The organism is Hyphococcus lacteus (assembly GCF_041058985.1).
Taxonomy (GTDB): domain Bacteria; phylum Pseudomonadota; class Alphaproteobacteria; order Caulobacterales; family Parvularculaceae; genus Hyphococcus; species Hyphococcus lacteus.
This window is the reverse complement of sequence record NZ_JBEHZE010000001.1, coordinates 1,899,144-1,915,471: the sequence shown is the minus strand read 5'-3', so window position 1 is coordinate 1,915,471 and position 16,328 is coordinate 1,899,144. Positions and strand designations below refer to the sequence as shown.

The following is a 16,328-nucleotide window of genomic DNA, read 5'->3' as shown; positions in this document are numbered from 1 at the left end:
AGCTTCGCTTGATTGAGAGGCCGCTCGATGGACCCAAAAAACAGCATTCCTTTCGGCATTTTCGCCATATTCCTAAGTGCATGCACGAGTGCGCCATTTGGATATGCAGAAAATCGCTGCACAGGCCAACAAAACCAATGCCAAGCCGACTGCACAGGCTTGAACGATGGCCCCGCGCGATCAGCATGTATTCAGCGCTGCTACAACACTGAAAACACTTGCTCAACTACGGGCTATAACGGAAACGGCTCGTCTATGGCGATTGACGACGCGATTGGTGCAAGCAAAAGCCGCGCGGAAAAAGAAGCCGATTACGAGCGCTGGCGCACAGAAAAAATGCGCGAACGCGCTGAAGAAACATCAAACTAAAAAAGACTAGTGGCGAAAATAACGCCACGCCGGAGGGGATGCCGCGACTGATGATAAAACGAAGACAGCTACTCACGGCTGGCGCATTAGGAAGCGCTGGATTGGTTGCCGGGTGTGAATGCGGCGTGCCGTCAAGTGGTGCCGCTATTCCCGGCTCAATCCGGTCGCGCGAGTTAAAAATGGTGACGACCTGGCCAAAAGACTTCCCCGGTTTAGGCACAATGGCAGAGCGCACAGCCCAATTCATTACAGAAATGTCCGGCGGCGCTTTGACCGTGCGAATATTTTCCGCCGGTGAACTGGTCGGTGCGTTCGAGAGCTTCGACGCAGTATCCAATGGTGCCGCCGATCTATACCATGGAGCCGAATATTACTGGGTCGGCAAATCCCCGGCCTTTGCATTCTTTACTGCAGTTCCATTCGGCATGACTGCGAACGAAATTATGGCCTGGACGGAATTTGGCGGCGGCCAAGAACTTTGGGACGAGTTGGCCGCGCCATTCAATATTAAGCCATTTGCCGCCGGGAACACCGGTCACCAAATGGCCGGTTGGTATAAGCGCGAAATCAATTCGATCGAGGACCTTAGAGGCATGAAAATCAGAATGCCCGGCCTTGGCGGTGATGTACTTCAACGGGTTGGCGCGGCCGCGGTCTCACTTTCTGGTGGAGAGATTTACCAAGCGCTCCAATCGGGTGCCATCGACGGGACTGAATGGGTAGGCCCTTGGAATGATCTTGCTTTCGGTTTCTACCGCGAAGCTAAGTATTATTACTGGCCTGGATTTCACGAACCCGGTGCGCAGCTTTCAGTTGGTGTAAATTTAGGTGTTTGGGACGAGCTTAACCTGCAAGAAAAATCGATCATTGAGGGCGCGTGCCATCGCGCAAATCATCTATCGATTGCTGAATATATTCACCACAACGCCACCGCCCTTGATCAGTTGGTCAATGATCATGGGGTGCAATTACGACAAATGCCCGATGATGTGATGGCTGCATTGGCGCGCGAGAGCAAAATTGTCCTTGAAGAAACCGCAGAAATTAGCGACATCGCAAAACGCATTTTTGAGAGTTACAAAACGTCGTTAGAAAAATCACAAGCATGGAGCCGCATCTCTGACGAAGCGTATATGAATATCCGCCGCAACGTGTTTTCGCTTTAAGATGCTCAATTTTATCGGTGACATTTTAAATTGGGCAGTCGCAGGGATCATGTTTCCTATTCTGTTGGCGCCCTTGGCACTTCTCAAACAGTCCGAAAAACATGCAACTGCGTTATGGGTAGTTGTCGTTTTTGGGGTTGTGGCGTCAGGATTGCTGTTCGCCTATCTTGTTCCTATTTTATCGCTAACCGCAAACGTGAGACAGCTCCTTATTTTTTTCGGTTGCCTCGCCCTGTTAGCGATTGTGATGATCTTGATGGGCGGCGTCATTGATTTCGTAGGCAGATTAACGCCTCTAATTGAAAAATTCGTTCGAAAAACCGGCCACACTGTGATGTGGTTACTGATCATCATGGCCTTAATTCAATTTGGCATTGTGGTGCTGCGCTATGTTTTTGGTATCAACAAAATATACATGCAAGAATCCATTACATACATGCATGGTACTGTTTTCTTGTTGGCAGGCGGGTACGCACTTTTGACGAACGACCATGTGCGAGTAGACATCTTCTATGGAGAAGCCTCCGAAAAGCGAAAAGCGCTGATTGACTTTCTCGGCACATATTTCCTTCTATTCCCTGTATGCCTTCTGTTATTGTGGACTGCATCTCCATATGTTGGGAATTCTTGGGCGGTAAATGAAGGCTCACCACAGAGTTCTGGCATTCAGGGTATTTACCTTCTTAAAAGCCTAATCCCCATGTTTGCTCTTCTAATGATCATGGCCGGCTTTACGATAGCAACCCGCGCAGCGAATGTTTTGCGGGGGCGAGAATAATGGATTTTGTCCTCGGTGATGTGAGTTTCTGTTTCTGCGCGGCGGCCGGTTGGCTGGATATCGCCATGGTGGTGTTACTTTGCGGATTGCTGATGGCAGGCTATCCCGTCGCGTTCAGCCTCGCCGGAACAGCGCTGATTTTTGCCGTGATTGGCTTAACGTTCGGCGTCTTTGATCTCAGCTATTTACGCCCGCTCCCACCACGCATATTTGGCTCCGTCACCAATACTACGCTAATCGCCGTGCCGATGTTCGTTTTAATGGGCGTCATACTTGAAAAGGCGAAAATTGCCGAAGAGCTATTAGAGGCTATGGCCAAGCTATTTGGCAGCCTTCGCGGTGGTTTAGGGTTATCTGTGACTATTGTGGGCGCGCTTCTTGCTGCTTCGACCGGAATAGTTGGCGCGACTGTCGTAACGATGGGGTTGCTCAGCCTACCCACAATGTTGCGTCGCGGATATGACCCCGCCTTCGCCTCTGGCTCAATTGCTGCGGCTGGTACCCTTGGTCAAATTATTCCACCATCAATCGTGCTAATCTTATTGGGCGACGTAATTTCCAATGCTTACCAAAAAGCGCAACTTGATATGGGAATTTATGCCCCGGAAACTGTTTCCGTCGGCGACCTTTTTGCTGGTGCGCTCATACCCGGTCTGTTGCTGGTGGGAATGTATCTACTGTGGCAAGTCTTTGTCGCAATCACCCATCCGAAAAAAGCACCTCCGATTCCGGCTCATGAAATGGGGACACGCCGCGAAGTCTTCATTGATGCTCTCAAGGTCCTCCCGCCGCCACTCATATTAATTGTTGCGGTTCTTGGTTCCATCCTTGGCGGCGTTGCTACACCTACCGAAGCAGCCAGCGTCGGCGCAATCGGCGCACTCTTAATTGCTGGCGCTCGCCTGGCCCCCAGTGGTGCTTTGCTCGCTGGTAAGCCAGCCGTCCTAACGTGCACGCTCGCCATCTTTGGACTCATAGCGCTAACGGTGTTTCTTGATCTACGATTGGGTCGCGAGAATCTGCCCGTCATTGAAACGGCAGGCATCATTGTAGCGCTGTTTCTGTTTGGTCTTACCCCATGGGGGATTTTCGCGAGTTTATTTCAACTCTTTAGAGCACAGGCACTAACCCCGATCCTGGACCAAACCGCCCGCGTAACCACGATGGTATTCACGATCTTAATCGGAGCGGCGCTTTTCTCGCTCGTCTTCCGCGGGTTGGGTGGTGATGACACAGTGCGCGAGGCCCTAGCCGCTACGCCCGGCGGTGTCATTGGCGCGGTTATCGCTGTCATGCTGGTGATGTTTTTACTTGGCTTTTTCCTCGACTTTATTGAAATCACACTGGTGGTCGTTCCGCTCGTTGGTCCACCTCTTTTAGCGCTTGGCCTCGACCCGATCTGGCTAGGTGTCATGATGGCTATCAATCTACAAACGTCTTTCTTAACCCCACCATTTGGCTTTGCGTTATTTTACCTTAGGGGGGTTGCACCACCCGAGATCAGAACCTCGCAAATATATCGCGGGGCAATCCCGTATATATTTATACAGCTATTGGCGCTCGCTGTTCTCGCTTTATATCCACAGCTCGCTACATGGTTGCCAAGCATTCTCTACGGCTGATACCGCGGTTGTGCCGTAATTTCCTCACAAACTGGTAATAGTGCAGCGATTACTGTTGCGCTTACCTGCGTGCAAGCTATCACCGCAAAACATTCGCTTTGTATATTTAGGAAAAATGATGCGTACCCGCCTTTTTGTTTCGCTTTTGTGTGTTTTAAACCTCGCCGTTACGACCTCCGTTTTTGCTGAAAACAACGAGTCTAAGAGAGAGTTTCTGTCGCCCTATGATAATAGCGGCACGTGGACATTCGTTTGGGAGAATGATTATTTCGCCAACACCGATCGCAATTATACGAATGGCGTTCGCATGTCTTATATTTCAGGATTTAAGAAACCCAACGGCGTATCAAAATTTGTAGCTGAGAATATTCTTGGCGCAGATGATGAAGCTGGCATTCGGCGCGGTTTTGCAATCGGGCATTCTATTTTTACGCCCCAAGATATCACCACCGCAACACCTTTACCTGATCAACACCCATATGCAGGTTGGCTATATGGCGAATACACTGTGGTCGTCGAACAGCGAAATGTCGTCGATCAATTTACGCTCCAAACCGGAATGGTCGGCCCCAGTGCTCAAGGCGAATTCGTCCAGAACAACTGGCACAAACTGATCAATGGTGATCCTGCAAATGGCTGGGATAATCAGATTAAAAACGAATTCGGGATGGTTCTTTCTTATGACCGAAAAATGAGAGCGCTACTTTCTATCGGCGATTCTTCTTTTGGCGCAGACGCCACACCTAGTTTTGGCTGGTCAGTGGGTAACATTCACACAAACGCCCGAGTCGGGGTTACGTTTCGATTAGGAACCGATCTTACGAATGACTACGGGCCTCCGCGCGTTCGCCCGTCATTAGCGGGCAGTGGTTTCTTCGCACCCAAAAAGAAATTCAGTTGGTATTTATTCGCGGGTGCAAACGGCACTGCAGTTGCGCAAAACATATTTCTTGACGGCAGTCTATTCCGCGACGGTGATCCATCAGTAGACAGCAATACATTTTTTGGCGATTTTCAGGTTGGAATAGCAATGCAAGTTCGGCGCGCGCAGATTGCATATACTTATGTTGTGCGAACCAAAGAATTCACCCAACAAGAAAATGCACAAGAATTTGGTGCGGTAAGCATTTCAGTTAAATTCTAACGGAATTATGCACTTGTCAAAGGTAGATTTGATGCCTATATCCTTTAACAAAGGAATAGGGGTCTGCCATGAACCTACAAGATGTAGCCCGCCTCAGCGAAGATGATGCCCGTGCCATGCTGGAAAGCATCCGCTGGCCGGAGGGGCCGATTTGTCCGCATTGCGGGTCAGTTGACCGCATCTACCCCATTAAGGAAGGCAAGGCCCGCGCAGGCGTTTATGAATGCGGCGGCTGTGGAGATCAATTCACCGTCACCGTTGGAACGGTAATGCACAAGTCGAAAATTCCTCTCTCAAAGTGGATCATGGCCTTCTATCTGATTTGCTCCAGCAAGAAGGGAATTTCCGCACGTCAGTTGCAGCGCGATCTCGGCCTTGGCTCCTACCGCACCGCTTGGCACATGGCGCACCGGATTCGTTTGGCAATGAAAGAAGAGCCGATGGCCGGACTTCTCAGCGGGCACGTCGAAGTTGATGAAACCTACGTCGGCGGCAAGCCTCGCAAAGGCGGACCCAAAGGCGGTTCTGGCGCCGTCAAATCCAAGAAGGGACGCGGCACAAAAAAGGCGCCCGTAATGGTATTGGTCGAGCGTGACGGTCGCGCGCGCTCCAAACCGATTGATCGCGTTGATGCGAAGACTTTAAAGACAGCAATCAGAGAAAACGTTGATCACGATTCCATGATCCTTACGGATGAATGGAAAGCATACTCTGGCATCGGAAAAGACTTCCGTTGGGGACACTTCACCGTAAATCACGGCCAAGGCGAATATGCTCGCGGCGGCGCCCATACGAACACCGCAGAGTCATACTTTGCACTTTTGAAGCGCGGCGTAGTAGGCAGCTTTCACCACGTCTCAAAGCAGCACCTTCATCGTTATTGTGATGAGTTCAGCTTTCGGTGGAACGTGCGAAAAATTAACGATTTTGAGGCTGCTAGGCTCGCGATTAAGGGGGCCGAAGGAAAACGGTTGCTCTATAAGAGTCCGTCTGGCAGTTTCAATCACGATTCGGTTTAGGGAGGGAATGCGTGGCCAGGTCGGGCGCAAAACGGTCATCGGAACGCCGCGCGGAGCATCTCCTAAACGATCTCCTTGATACGCAAGGTTGGGATCGGCGCCGCCCGCCGATTGGCGACGTTTTGTTTCAAAGCGAATTTAGAAGCCATCCGCAGCTTGAGCTATCGCTACGCGGCGGAAGCAAGACAGGCAAAGGCTACGGGATTCCCGAGGCGTTGATTGTTGATCGATCTTCGCGCGCGCCTTTGGCGATCATTGAGGCCAAAGCCGACGTTGCCGATATTGAGTTAGCCCTCAAAGAAGCAATCCATTACGCTAGCGTTTTTTTGAAAGACGGTCACCACCCTCTTGCGATTGGGCTGGCGGGTGACAATGATGAATTTGAGTTGCGTGTCGCAAAGCGTAAAGGTGAGCGCTGGGTTCCCGTCACTTACGATAAAGAGCCTATTGGCTGGATTCCAAACCGCGAAGACATTCACCGAATTTCAGCGCCGAGTCAGTCGGCGGAAATCAGACCTTCAGTACCTGCGCCCGAAGTGCTGGCTATGCGGGCGGATGAAATCAATCGTCTGCTACGCGAATCGAGCATCAAGGATGAATTACGGCCTGCCGCTGTCGCGGCAATCATGCTTGCGCTATGGCAAGCCGGTATTGCAGGCACTGAAATTCGGCGCGACAAGGCTAGCATACTCAAAGACATAAATTCTGCGTGTAAAGAGGCGTTTGTTCGCGCCGGAAAGGCGTCATTAGCCAATAGCATTCGCGTTGATCAGTCGAATGTGAAGCTCGCTGAAAACGCCAGACGGATCGCCTCCATATTGGAGCGGCTCAACGTGTCGGTTCTTACCGCCGAGCATGATTATCTTGGCCAGCTTTACGAAACGTTTTTTCGCTACACCGGCGGGAACACCATCGGCCAGTATTTTACGCCGCGCCACGTTGCGCAATTCATGGCTGATGTAACTGATATTGGAATCGATGACGTTGTACTTGATCCTGCATGTGGGTCGGGCGGGTTTTTGATTGCCGCAATGGATAAGATGCTTCGCCAGCACAAAATGAAACGCGACGAAGTTGTCGGGGTTGTCGCCGAACACCTTATCGGATTTGAGAGCGAGCCGGTGACGGCGGCGCTGAGTGTTGCCAACATGATTTTGCGCGGTGATGGATCGACCGGCATACATCAGGCTGACGCATTTACCTCTACGCAATTTCCAAAAGACGAAGCGACCGTCGTCTTGATGAATCCGCCGTTCCCGCACAAGAAGACTGATACGCCCGCCGAAGATTTCGTCAATCGAGCCCTTGATGGCCTAGCGCTAAAGGGGCGGCTCGCAGTAATTTTGCCGACGAGTATTCTGGTTAAGAGGGCTACGGGCGCGTGGCGTAAGAGCATCTTGAAGAAGAACCAGCTAACGGCAGTCTGCCAGTTACCAGATGAGTTATTTCAGCCGTTTGCATCGGCAACAACATCCGTTGTGCTTCTCGAAAAAGGGCGCGCGCACGATCCGAAGAAGAAAACAATGTTTGTTCGCTTGAATCACGACGGACTCGTACTTCGCAAGAGCGCCCGTGTTCCAAGAGATAGTGAACCGGACCAACGCGCAGATGCCATCGACGCCGTTCTAAATCGGACTGAAAAGCCGGGGTTTTCCGGGCTAGCCAGTGTGTCCGGTGATGATGAATGGGCGGCTGGTGCATATATTGAGTCTGCTGCGCCCGATGAGAATGAAGTCCGCGAGGGCGTTGACGTATTGCTTCGCCGCCTTGCGTCTTTCTATACGCGCTATGCCCGCGAAGTCATTCAACAACGCGAGGCGATCGCTAGTGGAGAGCTTCGCATTGATCCCTATCGTGATTTGTTAAAGGGTCAGAGGCTTAAAAATGCGGCTGACCTCCCAAGGAAAAAGGGGACCGTCGGCGGCGCATTTGAGATTTTCTACGGCATGAAAGAGCTGCATAGCCGAGACGGCATGGTCCCTGGCTCCGCGCTCATTATTTCGCCGACTGAAGGATACAATGGCTGCTATGGCTGGCTTGATTTTTCGCAGTTAATTGAGCCGCCCTTTGTGACCGTCGCGCAGACAGGAAGTATCGGAGAGGCGTTTGTCCAGTTGGAGCCTTGCGCCGTAAATGATGATTGCCTTGTCCTTTTGCCGAGAGACGGCGTTGACGAAACAACCCTCGTGCTGGCTGCGGCGACCCTCCATGCAGAGAAGTGGCGTTTCAGCTATGGCCGGAAACTCACCCCTCAACGCATCGCCGATTTCAAACTGCCAAAATCAAAAGCGTTGATTGCATGGGTTGCCAATAAGGTGACTATTACCAAGCAGGTCATATCTGCCAGTTTGCGGCCGTACTTGCCGGTTGAAACTGCCAAGAGTCCAAAGGAAGTAAAAAAGGGACGCGATAGCGACCCGCTCTCCATGGAAGGCGTCGATCCGGTGGAGGCCATCCGGGCATTCATGCAGGTTTCTCCGGAGGCAATAGCGGCGCGTGAAGCGGCGGACGGTGAGGATGACGCCGAAGACATTGCCGACGCTAAGGCTGCCTTAGCCGAGCCCGACGGCGCTACGTGGGTCGATATAAAAGCAGCCCGCAGGCTTTGATCCTTGGCTTATCAGGTGATCTTGAAGCCATCCGCCATTAAGCAGCTTGATGCGTTAAATGGCAGGGACGCTAAGCGCGTGGCAGCCAAGATCGATATTTTGGAGACTGACGCCAGCCCTGTCGGGGCGAAAAAACTCAAGGGCCATGACGGCCTTTGGCGGCTCCGGTTTGGTGACTATCGCATCATCTATACGGCGCCAGACGCAAAAAGTGTGATCCGGGTGCTTAAAATAGCAAATCGCGCTAATGCTTACAGGCTCTTATGAGCCTTTGTTAAGTGCATAATTCCGAATTCTAATTACTGTTCTGGCTCCCGGATCAACAAATCAAGCAGTTTAACATAAGCATAACCAAACTAACTTGGTGTTTTACATAAGCATCAATATTAAGTATTAGTATCATATTCGATACTGATATCTGCTTAACTGTTTCGACAAAACCAATACTTACAACATTCTCTTGGGATCCCCTCAAAAGAAAAAGCGTGAAACACCAGAGACAATAGTGAAAAAGGCAAACGCGCAATTAGCGAAACACGACAACAACACAAAAACGAACGCGCCCAGTAAGCGTGGCGGTGTGCCGGCCTACTATCAACTATATGTTCTTTTAGCGCAGCAGATTCGCGATGGGAATTTTCGAGCTGGGGAAGTGCTACCGTCTGAAAATGAAATGACGGCGCAATTTAGTGTTTCACGCATCACCGTTCGGAACGCGCTACACCAACTTGAGCAAGAGGGAATGGTACGCCGTCGTCGCGGGGCACGCACTGTCGTGATTGGTCACAACACCTCTAAAAATCCACCTCTTTTTGAAGGCCCGGTCGAAAACCTGCTCACTCGTGGAATTGCCTCTATTGTCAAAAATCTATCCATTGGTTGGCAGGTACCACCCTCCGACGTAACCGAAGCTCTACGGCTGAATGCAAAGATCGAGTGTTTTCACCTCAGCCGCCTTCGATTTAGCACGGAAGAACCTTTTTCATTAACGCGGCTCTTTGTTGCCCCTTACGCGGCGCGCAATCTTGATGAAAACAACATTAGTGATGAGCCTTTACTTTTTCAGATCGAACGTACTGGTTTTATCGCTGTGGCGGCTGATCAGTTGTTAAGTGCTGTGTTGGCCCAAGGCGCAACTGCCGAAGCATTAAATGTACCGATTGGCTCTGCCTTAATTCAACTACGGCGCACCGTGTATGACAAAGACAATGTCCCGTTCATGTATCATATAAGCCTATATCGACCAGACCAATATGAATACAACCTGCGTCTAATCAGAGAGACATCATCTAATCGCCCGCAATGGCGTCACGCCTAGGCCAAACTAGGGAAACCTTCCCTAATTCCGGAAACAATCCTGCGTGAATTAAATAAATGGTAGCGGGAGGTAGATTTGAACTACCGACCTCAGGGTTATGAATCCTGCGCTCTCACCAACTGAGCTACCCCGCCCCAATTAGGGCCAGCACGAACCTTCGCATCGCGCCGGGAGCCGTGGTCTATAGCGTCACCTGTGCGCGCCCGCAAGGGCCGAAATGGCCGCGAAGGCGCTTAATCTGAAGGAATTTTTGACTTAATCGCAACGCCACAACTGGGGCAGCAACGTTTGCTGGTGTTTACATTTTCTTGATGATCGACAACGCACGCTCAGCCACTGCCAGACAGGTGGTAAGGCCCGGTGATTCGATGCCGTATAGCCCAAGATAATTCGGAACGCCGTGATGGGACGGATCAGAGAACATGAAATCCCCCTCCTCGCCCGGTCCCTTTAGCTTGGGTCTGATACCGGCATAACCCGGCACCAATTTGTTCTCGTCTATGTCTGGCCAGAATCGGCGTGCTGACGCCGCGAATGCCGCGCGGCGGCTCGCATCGACATCGTAATTCGTATTAGAGTCTACAAAAGTAATGTCAGGGCCTAGTTTTCCCTGCCCACCGAGATCGCAGGTATAATGTACCCCCTGGCTATCGGGCGAAGGCAACGGGTAAATCAACCGCGAGAATGGTGCCGCGCCGGAATAGGTAAAATACTGTCCCTTGCCGTATTTCAACGTGGGTATTGATTCATCTGGAATACCGATGATTGACCGCGCCACCTGATCGGACCAAAGGCCACCACAATTAACAACCAAGCTGGCCTTTAACGTCATTCGGTCATCGCGCCCTACCGTCAGCTCAATTCCATTACTCAGCACACGACCAGACACCACCGGCGACGACAACGCCAAGACCCCGCCTGCGTCTTCTATTTCACCGAGAAGCGCGAGCATTAGTCCGTGACTGTCGATTATACCTGATGATGGCGACCGAATGGCGGCATCACAATACAATCCCGGCTCTAATCGGCGCGCAGTAGCGCCATCAATGATCTCAAGATCATCAACGCCATTGCTTTCAGCTTTTTTCTTCAAAGGCTCAAGCCCAGCCACTTCTGTGTCACCGATCGCAACGAGCAACTTTCCGCAGCGTCGGTGATTTACGTGGTGGCTTTTACAGAACGCGTAGAGTGCATCTCGCCCTTTTACCGCCAACTGCGCACGGACTCCGTCAGGTTTGTATTGAATACCTGCATGGATAACTTCCGAATTTCGTGAAGATGTCTCTTCGCCAAATGCCTCGTTTTTCTCAACGACAATGACATCGCGACCTGCACGCGCTAGCGCCCGTGCGGTAGCCAGTCCAATTACTCCGGCACCGATGACGATGACATCGACTTGCTCAGACATCGGAATTTAGTCGGTCGTCGCTACCCATGATGGATCGTCCTGAACCTCGCGCTCCCATTTCAAGAATTCATAATAGCCGCAGCGTTTTTGCGTAGGAAATTCTCGGCAAATTTTAGGCCGCGCATCATAGATTGTGCAGTTGCGCGTGTCTTTGTCGAGGAACATGCACGACGTCACAAAATGCTCGTCTTCGGTATGGCGAATAACACGCGGGTTAGTTTTATCACCCTTTTTCGTGAACTTCTTTTCCGCCTGCTCAGGCGTTACTTCGAAGTGTTTTGCCAACCGCTTGATATCCGTCTTTGTGGTCGGAATATGGGTATAGGAACAGCAATAGGCTGAACATTTCAAACAATCATACAGGTTCTTGGCCATGGATATTCCCGCGCATCAACTAAAGCTCGCCTCGGTAGTGAACGAAACCGGTGTGCGTTGCAAGATCATCATAGTCAATTCACCGTCGCTAATTGGTTGCCAACCTTTCCAATAAACACAACAGAGTTTCGGTTTATGGTCCAATTAACAACCTTGATCAGTGCGCTGCGGCTGTCGTTCCTGCGATCCACCCCCCGCCGAGCACACGGTCATTAGCGGCATCCGGCGAATAAAAGACACATGCCTGCCCCGGTGCGACACCTTCTTCTGCGGCCACTAGATCCACGGCCCACCCTGTGGGGCTTTCCGCATCCCAGATAAGCTTTGCTGGTGCCGGCGGTCGCGTTGATCGCACTTTCACCGCCACATTAGCACCAGCACGCGCTGTTGCCTCACCCTCGCCGTCGCCGAGCCAAGTGACTTCCTTGAGGTGCACACGTGAAATCATCAGCGCCTCTCGCGGCCCAACAATGACTTGGCGCTTCGCCGCGTCCAACCGAACCACATAAAGCGGGTCACCAGTCGCGACACCAAGCCCGCGGCGCTGACCAACCGTGTAGTGAATTACACCCTGATGACGCGCCATTACCGTTCCGTCCACATGGATAATCTCGCCGGGTTCAACCGCGCCCGGACGAATACGTTCAACAACCGAGGCATATTTGCCTTCGGGGACGAAACAAATGTCTTGGCTATCCGGCTTATCAGCGACGACCAGGCCTAATTCAGAGGCAATTCTACGGACCTCTGCCTTCGGCATCTCGCCCAAAGGAAATCTGAGAAAATCAAGCTGCTCTTTGGTGGTCGAAAACAGGAAATAGCTTTGATCTTTGGACGCATCGACAGCGCGACGCATCTCCGCGCCATTCGGGCCTTCGACGCGGCGAATGTAATGCCCGGTCGCCATCGCTACACCGCCGAGGTCACGTGCTGTTTCCAAAAGGTCTTTGAACTTCACACGCTCATTACACCGTACACAAGGGATTGGTGTAGCGCCTGCTAAATAGGTATCAGCGAAGTCTTCCATGACGGCTTCGCCAAAGCGATTTTCGTAATCCAGCACATAATGCGGAAATCCCATTGCTTCGGCCACACGCCGCGCATCATGGATATCCTGCCCCGCGCAGCAAGCACCTTTTTTCTGGATCGCGACCCCATGATCATAGAGCTGCAACGTCACGCCCACCACATCATAACCAGAAAGCTTGCAAAGAGCGGCGGTCACTGACGAATCCACACCGCCCGACATCGCGACGATCACGCGCGAGCCAGCGGGCACCCCGAGATCTATGCGCGGTGCGTCGATAGTGGATATGTCAGTAATCGTGGTCATTTTCCGGAACATAGGGATTGGAAAGGCCAAGCACCAGTCCCTTATCACCTGCCAATGCGCTAACGGGGCCCTAAGGCCAGTCACATTACGCAGCGCGCCGTAATTTCAAGACATTCCAAGCGTCATCAAGCGCTTCGATTAGCCGGCCCATAAGGTCGTCGCCATGAAGCGGAGTCGGGGTCAAACGCAGGCGTTCAGTCCCTTTCGGCACGGTCGGATAATTGATCGGCTGCACATAAATGCCGTGTTCGTCCAATAGGTAGTCCGTCACCCGCTTACATTGAACGGGATCGCCTACTTTTATTGGCACAATATGGCTAACCGATTCCATAACTGGCAAACCAGCCTCGGCTAACAACGCTTTAAGATGCGCCGCACGCTCCTGATGCTGTTCACGCAAGTGATTGGACTCTTTCAAAGTCTCAACACTCGCCAATGCACCTGCCACCAAAACTGGTGACAGCGCCGTTGTGAAAATAAATCCGGACGCATACGAACGAACCGCATCAATTATAGATGCGTTTGCGGTAATGTAACCGCCCATCACACCAAAGGCTTTACCAAGCGTACCTTCGATGATGTCAATCCTATGCGAAAGGTTTTCCCGCTCCGCAACACCACCACCGCGCTTGCCATAAAGGCCCACCGCATGGACTTCGTCGAGATAGGTAAATGCGTTGTAACGTTCCGCGAGGTCACAAATTTCTTTAAGTGGCGCAATATCACCATCCATCGAATAGACCGATTCAAACGCGATCACTTTCGGCCGTTCGATTGGCAATTCCGCGAGCATCTCTTCGAGATGCGCCATATCATTATGACGCCAAATTCGTTTAATAGAACGACCAGCACGAATACCCTCGATCATAGAGGCATGATTCAATTCATCAGAAAGGATCACGCAGTCGGGCAAAATTCGTGAAATTGTAGAAAGCGTAGCTTCGTTTGATACGTAGCCGGATGTAAATAGAAGCGCAGCTTCTTTACCGTGAAGATCAGCCAGCGCACGCTCTAGGCGAACATGGTAATGCGTTGTCCCGGCAATGTTGCGCGTTCCGCCTGCACCAGCGCCAACCCGATCAGCCGCCTCTTGCATCGCGCCGACTACAGCCGGATGCTGCCCCATACCGAGATAATCATTCGAGCACCAAACCGTAATCTCACGAGGTGTCGCGCCGCCATGATATAATGCGGTTGGAAACTTGCCACGGATCCGCTCAATATCAGCGAAAACCCGATAGCGCCCCTCTGCTCGCACAGCTTCTACGGCTGCTCGAAATGCTTCGTTGTAATCGACCATCACACTCGCCGGGGCCTTGCGCCCACGCTTTTCCTCAAATCAGGTTACACATAATCAACTCAGGGCACCAATGACTAGTGCAAAGCGCTATCAAATAGACGGACCGAACGACGCACGGAACAAAAGGAAACGCGCCCCCCGGAAGAGGCGCGTTGGCAATAAGATTGATCTTCGTTGAGAATGATTATCAGAAACGAAAATTATAAGCGGTAGCGAACCTGATCAGCCCAGAAACGCTCTAAGCGTTGAAGGGTTTTGTTTGTGTCTTCGATCAGTTGATTGTTCACACCGCCAACATGTTCAACAGACGATAACTGGCGCTGAAACAGGCCAGTAATTGCGTCGCGTACTTCAAGGCCGATTTCAGTTAGGGAAACGCGTTTTGACCGGCGATCAGTATTAGAGCGCTCGTCCCGAATGTACCCTTTTTCAACCAGTTGCTTGAGGTTGTAGGATACGTTTGAGCCAAGATAGTGCCCACGAGAACGTAGCTCACCCGGTGTTAGCTCGGCGTCGCCAATGTTGTATAACAACAAGGCCTGAACGGAATTGATATCCGTTTGCCCTAGGCGTTCCAATTCATCTTTAATAACATCAAGAAGCTGACGATGAAGCCGCTCCACCAAATGCAAAAGTTGAAGATATCCAGTTTCAAGCGCTTCCGGGTCTTGACTGACCGCGTTAACACTTTCACCGATTACTTCTCTTATAGCCCCATTTACTGCCATCTTTTTATCTCACTCAACCAAACTTGAAGGCATCTTATACATACGAGGTCTAAAAGCGCCGTTAAGCTCGACTGTTCAATTTGAAATCAAATTCTAATGAGGGCAGTAATAGCTGTGGTTAGCAAACCGGAAATTCATAACAGAACATGAACAAGAAACCCCTCGCCCGCTTCCCAGCCCTACGTTTACGGCGTCCCCGCCAGACCGATTGGTCCCGACGGCTTTATGAAGAGAACAATTTGTCGGCCAATGATTTAATTTGGGCGGTAATATTAAAAGACGGAAAAAATGTTCGCGAGCCTATTGCCGCGATGCCGGGTGTTCACCGCCTGTCCCCTGATGAGGCAGTAAAGGCCGCAATTCAAGCGCGTGAGCTTGGAATTCCCGCTTTGGCACTATTTCCGTACACAGATGCTGATGGCCGTACCGAACATGGCGAAGAAGCAACAAACCCAGATAACCTTATGTGCCGTGCTGCGCGCATCATAAAGAAAGAAGTACCCGAGGTCGGGCTTATGGCCGATGTCGCGCTCGACCCCTACACCGATCACGGCCATGACGGACTAATGCGCGACGGTGAAATTCTCAATGACGAAACTGTTGAAATCCTCATCAAACAATCTGTCGTTCAAGCCCAAGCTGGGTTCGATGTTATTGCCCCATCAGACATGATGGATGGCCGCGTCGCCGCCATTCGCAGCGGGCTTGATACCGCTGGCTTCTCACACGTTCAGATCATGGCCTATGCGGCGAAATACGCATCAGCATTCTACGGGCCCTATCGCGAAGCCATTGGCTCTGCTGGCGTACTTCAGGGCGACAAACGTACCTATCAGATGAATCCGGCGAATTCCGACGAAGCCATGCGCGAAGTGGCGCTTGACCTTGCCGAGGGGGCCGATAGCGTAATGGTAAAACCGGGTTTGCCATATCTTGATATCGTTCGGCGGGTCAAAGACGAGTTCGGCGCACCGACTTTCGCCTTTCAGGTATCCGGAGAATACGCGATGATAAAGGCAGCTGCCCAAAATGGCTGGATTGATGGTGAGCGCGCGATGCTCGAATCACTTTTAGCGTTCAAACGCGCCGGCGCGGACGGCATTATCACCTATTTCGCTGCGGATGCAGCGCGAGCCATTCATAAATAACGTTTCGCAAA

General features: G+C 51.5%; 15 protein-coding genes and 1 tRNA gene. 10 read left to right on the top strand and 6 right to left on the bottom strand.

Annotated features, from left to right (window positions below; all coding sequences use genetic code 11):
• Positions 1 to 27: 27 nt before the first annotated feature.
• The 9 genes from ABFZ84_RS09165 to ABFZ84_RS09125 all read left to right on the top strand — a co-directional run bounded on the left by ABFZ84_RS09165 (position 28) and on the right by ABFZ84_RS09125 (position 10,025).
• On the top strand, positions 28 to 369 hold the full coding sequence (locus ABFZ84_RS09165; RefSeq protein WP_369313700.1) for a hypothetical protein: 342 nt from the start codon (positions 28 to 30) through the stop codon (positions 367 to 369).
• 50 nt (positions 370 to 419) lie between these two features.
• Entirely contained in the window at positions 420 to 1,535 is a 1,116-nt protein-coding gene (locus ABFZ84_RS09160; protein ID WP_369313698.1) for a TRAP transporter substrate-binding protein, read from the top strand.
• A 247-nt stretch (positions 1,536 to 1,782) separates the two neighbouring features.
• Complete coding sequence (locus tag ABFZ84_RS09155) at positions 1,783 to 2,313, top strand: TRAP transporter small permease subunit (RefSeq protein ID WP_369313697.1); 531 nt, start codon at positions 1,783 to 1,785, stop codon at positions 2,311 to 2,313.
• Complete coding sequence (locus tag ABFZ84_RS09150; protein WP_369313696.1) at positions 2,313 to 3,935, top strand: TRAP transporter large permease; 1,623 nt, start codon at positions 2,313 to 2,315, stop codon at positions 3,933 to 3,935. Before ABFZ84_RS09155 ends, ABFZ84_RS09150 begins: the two co-directional genes overlap by 1 nt.
• Before the next feature lie 115 nt (positions 3,936 to 4,050).
• Positions 4,051 to 5,079 carry a lipid A deacylase LpxR family protein gene (locus ABFZ84_RS09145; RefSeq protein WP_369313694.1) on the top strand — a complete coding sequence of 343 codons (1,029 nt, stop codon included), beginning with the start codon at positions 4,051 to 4,053 and terminating at the stop codon, positions 5,077 to 5,079.
• A gap of 68 nt (positions 5,080 to 5,147) precedes the next feature.
• Positions 5,148 to 6,098, top strand: a complete 951-nt coding sequence (locus ABFZ84_RS09140) for an IS1595 family transposase (RefSeq protein ID WP_369313693.1) — start codon at positions 5,148 to 5,150, stop codon at positions 6,096 to 6,098.
• A gap of 11 nt (positions 6,099 to 6,109) precedes the next feature.
• On the top strand, positions 6,110 to 8,707 hold the full coding sequence (locus ABFZ84_RS09135) for an N-6 DNA methylase (protein WP_369313692.1): 2,598 nt from the start codon (positions 6,110 to 6,112) through the stop codon (positions 8,705 to 8,707).
• Positions 8,708 to 8,722: 15 nt separating this feature from the next.
• A complete protein-coding gene (locus ABFZ84_RS09130) occupies positions 8,723 to 8,974 on the top strand; it encodes a type II toxin-antitoxin system RelE family toxin (RefSeq protein ID WP_369313691.1) in 252 nt (83 codons plus the stop codon).
• A gap of 238 nt (positions 8,975 to 9,212) precedes the next feature.
• Positions 9,213 to 10,025 (top strand): GntR family transcriptional regulator, encoded by an 813-nt coding sequence (locus ABFZ84_RS09125; RefSeq protein ID WP_369313690.1) that lies wholly within the window; start codon positions 9,213 to 9,215, stop codon positions 10,023 to 10,025.
• A gap of 57 nt (positions 10,026 to 10,082) precedes the next feature.
• Here the strand turns inward: ABFZ84_RS09125 and ABFZ84_RS09120 are convergent.
• The 6 genes from ABFZ84_RS09120 to ABFZ84_RS09095 all read right to left on the bottom strand — a co-directional run bounded on the left by ABFZ84_RS09120 (position 10,083) and on the right by ABFZ84_RS09095 (position 15,169).
• Positions 10,083 to 10,159, bottom strand: a tRNA-Met gene (locus ABFZ84_RS09120).
• 164 nt (positions 10,160 to 10,323) lie between these two features.
• Positions 10,324 to 11,433: an NAD(P)/FAD-dependent oxidoreductase gene (locus ABFZ84_RS09115; RefSeq protein WP_369313689.1), complete on the bottom strand. Its 1,110-nt coding sequence runs from the start codon at positions 11,431 to 11,433 to the stop codon at positions 10,324 to 10,326.
• A gap of 6 nt (positions 11,434 to 11,439) precedes the next feature.
• A complete protein-coding gene (locus ABFZ84_RS09110) occupies positions 11,440 to 11,808 on the bottom strand; it encodes a YkgJ family cysteine cluster protein (RefSeq protein ID WP_369313688.1) in 369 nt (122 codons plus the stop codon).
• Between the two features lie 157 nt (positions 11,809 to 11,965).
• Positions 11,966 to 13,141, bottom strand: a complete 1,176-nt coding sequence (gene mnmA, locus ABFZ84_RS09105) for a tRNA 2-thiouridine(34) synthase MnmA (RefSeq protein ID WP_369313687.1) — start codon at positions 13,139 to 13,141, stop codon at positions 11,966 to 11,968.
• Positions 13,142 to 13,226: 85 nt separating this feature from the next.
• Complete coding sequence (gene hemA, locus ABFZ84_RS09100) at positions 13,227 to 14,441, bottom strand: 5-aminolevulinate synthase (RefSeq protein WP_369313685.1); 1,215 nt, start codon at positions 14,439 to 14,441, stop codon at positions 13,227 to 13,229.
• Between the two features lie 200 nt (positions 14,442 to 14,641).
• Entirely contained in the window at positions 14,642 to 15,169 is a 528-nt protein-coding gene (locus ABFZ84_RS09095; protein WP_369313683.1) for a MarR family winged helix-turn-helix transcriptional regulator, read from the bottom strand.
• 146 nt (positions 15,170 to 15,315) lie between these two features.
• Here ABFZ84_RS09095 and hemB point away from each other — a divergent pair, with 146 nt between their 5' ends.
• On the top strand, positions 15,316 to 16,317 hold the full coding sequence (hemB, locus tag ABFZ84_RS09090) for a porphobilinogen synthase (protein WP_369313682.1): 1,002 nt from the start codon (positions 15,316 to 15,318) through the stop codon (positions 16,315 to 16,317).
• The last annotated feature ends 11 nt before the right edge of the window (positions 16,318 to 16,328 follow it).

Coding starts and splice junctions, on each gene's coding strand:
- ABFZ84_RS09165 (WP_369313700.1), top strand. CDS start 28: ATGGACCCAAAAAACAGCATTCCTTTCGGCATTTTCGCCATATTCCTA.
- ABFZ84_RS09160 (WP_369313698.1), top strand. CDS start 420: ATGATAAAACGAAGACAGCTACTCACGGCTGGCGCATTAGGAAGCGCT.
- ABFZ84_RS09155 (WP_369313697.1), top strand. CDS start 1,783: ATGATCTTGATGGGCGGCGTCATTGATTTCGTAGGCAGATTAACGCCT.
- ABFZ84_RS09150 (WP_369313696.1), top strand. CDS start 2,313: ATGGATTTTGTCCTCGGTGATGTGAGTTTCTGTTTCTGCGCGGCGGCC.
- ABFZ84_RS09145 (WP_369313694.1), top strand. CDS start 4,051: ATGATGCGTACCCGCCTTTTTGTTTCGCTTTTGTGTGTTTTAAACCTC.
- ABFZ84_RS09140 (WP_369313693.1), top strand. CDS start 5,148: ATGAACCTACAAGATGTAGCCCGCCTCAGCGAAGATGATGCCCGTGCC.
- ABFZ84_RS09115 (WP_369313689.1), bottom strand. CDS start 11,433: ATGTCTGAGCAAGTCGATGTCATCGTCATCGGTGCCGGAGTAATTGGA.
- ABFZ84_RS09110 (WP_369313688.1), bottom strand. CDS start 11,808: ATGGCCAAGAACCTGTATGATTGTTTGAAATGTTCAGCCTATTGCTGT.
- mnmA (WP_369313687.1), bottom strand. CDS start 13,141: ATGACCACGATTACTGACATATCCACTATCGACGCACCGCGCATAGAT.
- hemA (WP_369313685.1), bottom strand. CDS start 14,441: ATGGTCGATTACAACGAAGCATTTCGAGCAGCCGTAGAAGCTGTGCGA.
- ABFZ84_RS09095 (WP_369313683.1), bottom strand. CDS start 15,169: ATGGCAGTAAATGGGGCTATAAGAGAAGTAATCGGTGAAAGTGTTAAC.
- hemB (WP_369313682.1), top strand. CDS start 15,316: ATGAACAAGAAACCCCTCGCCCGCTTCCCAGCCCTACGTTTACGGCGT.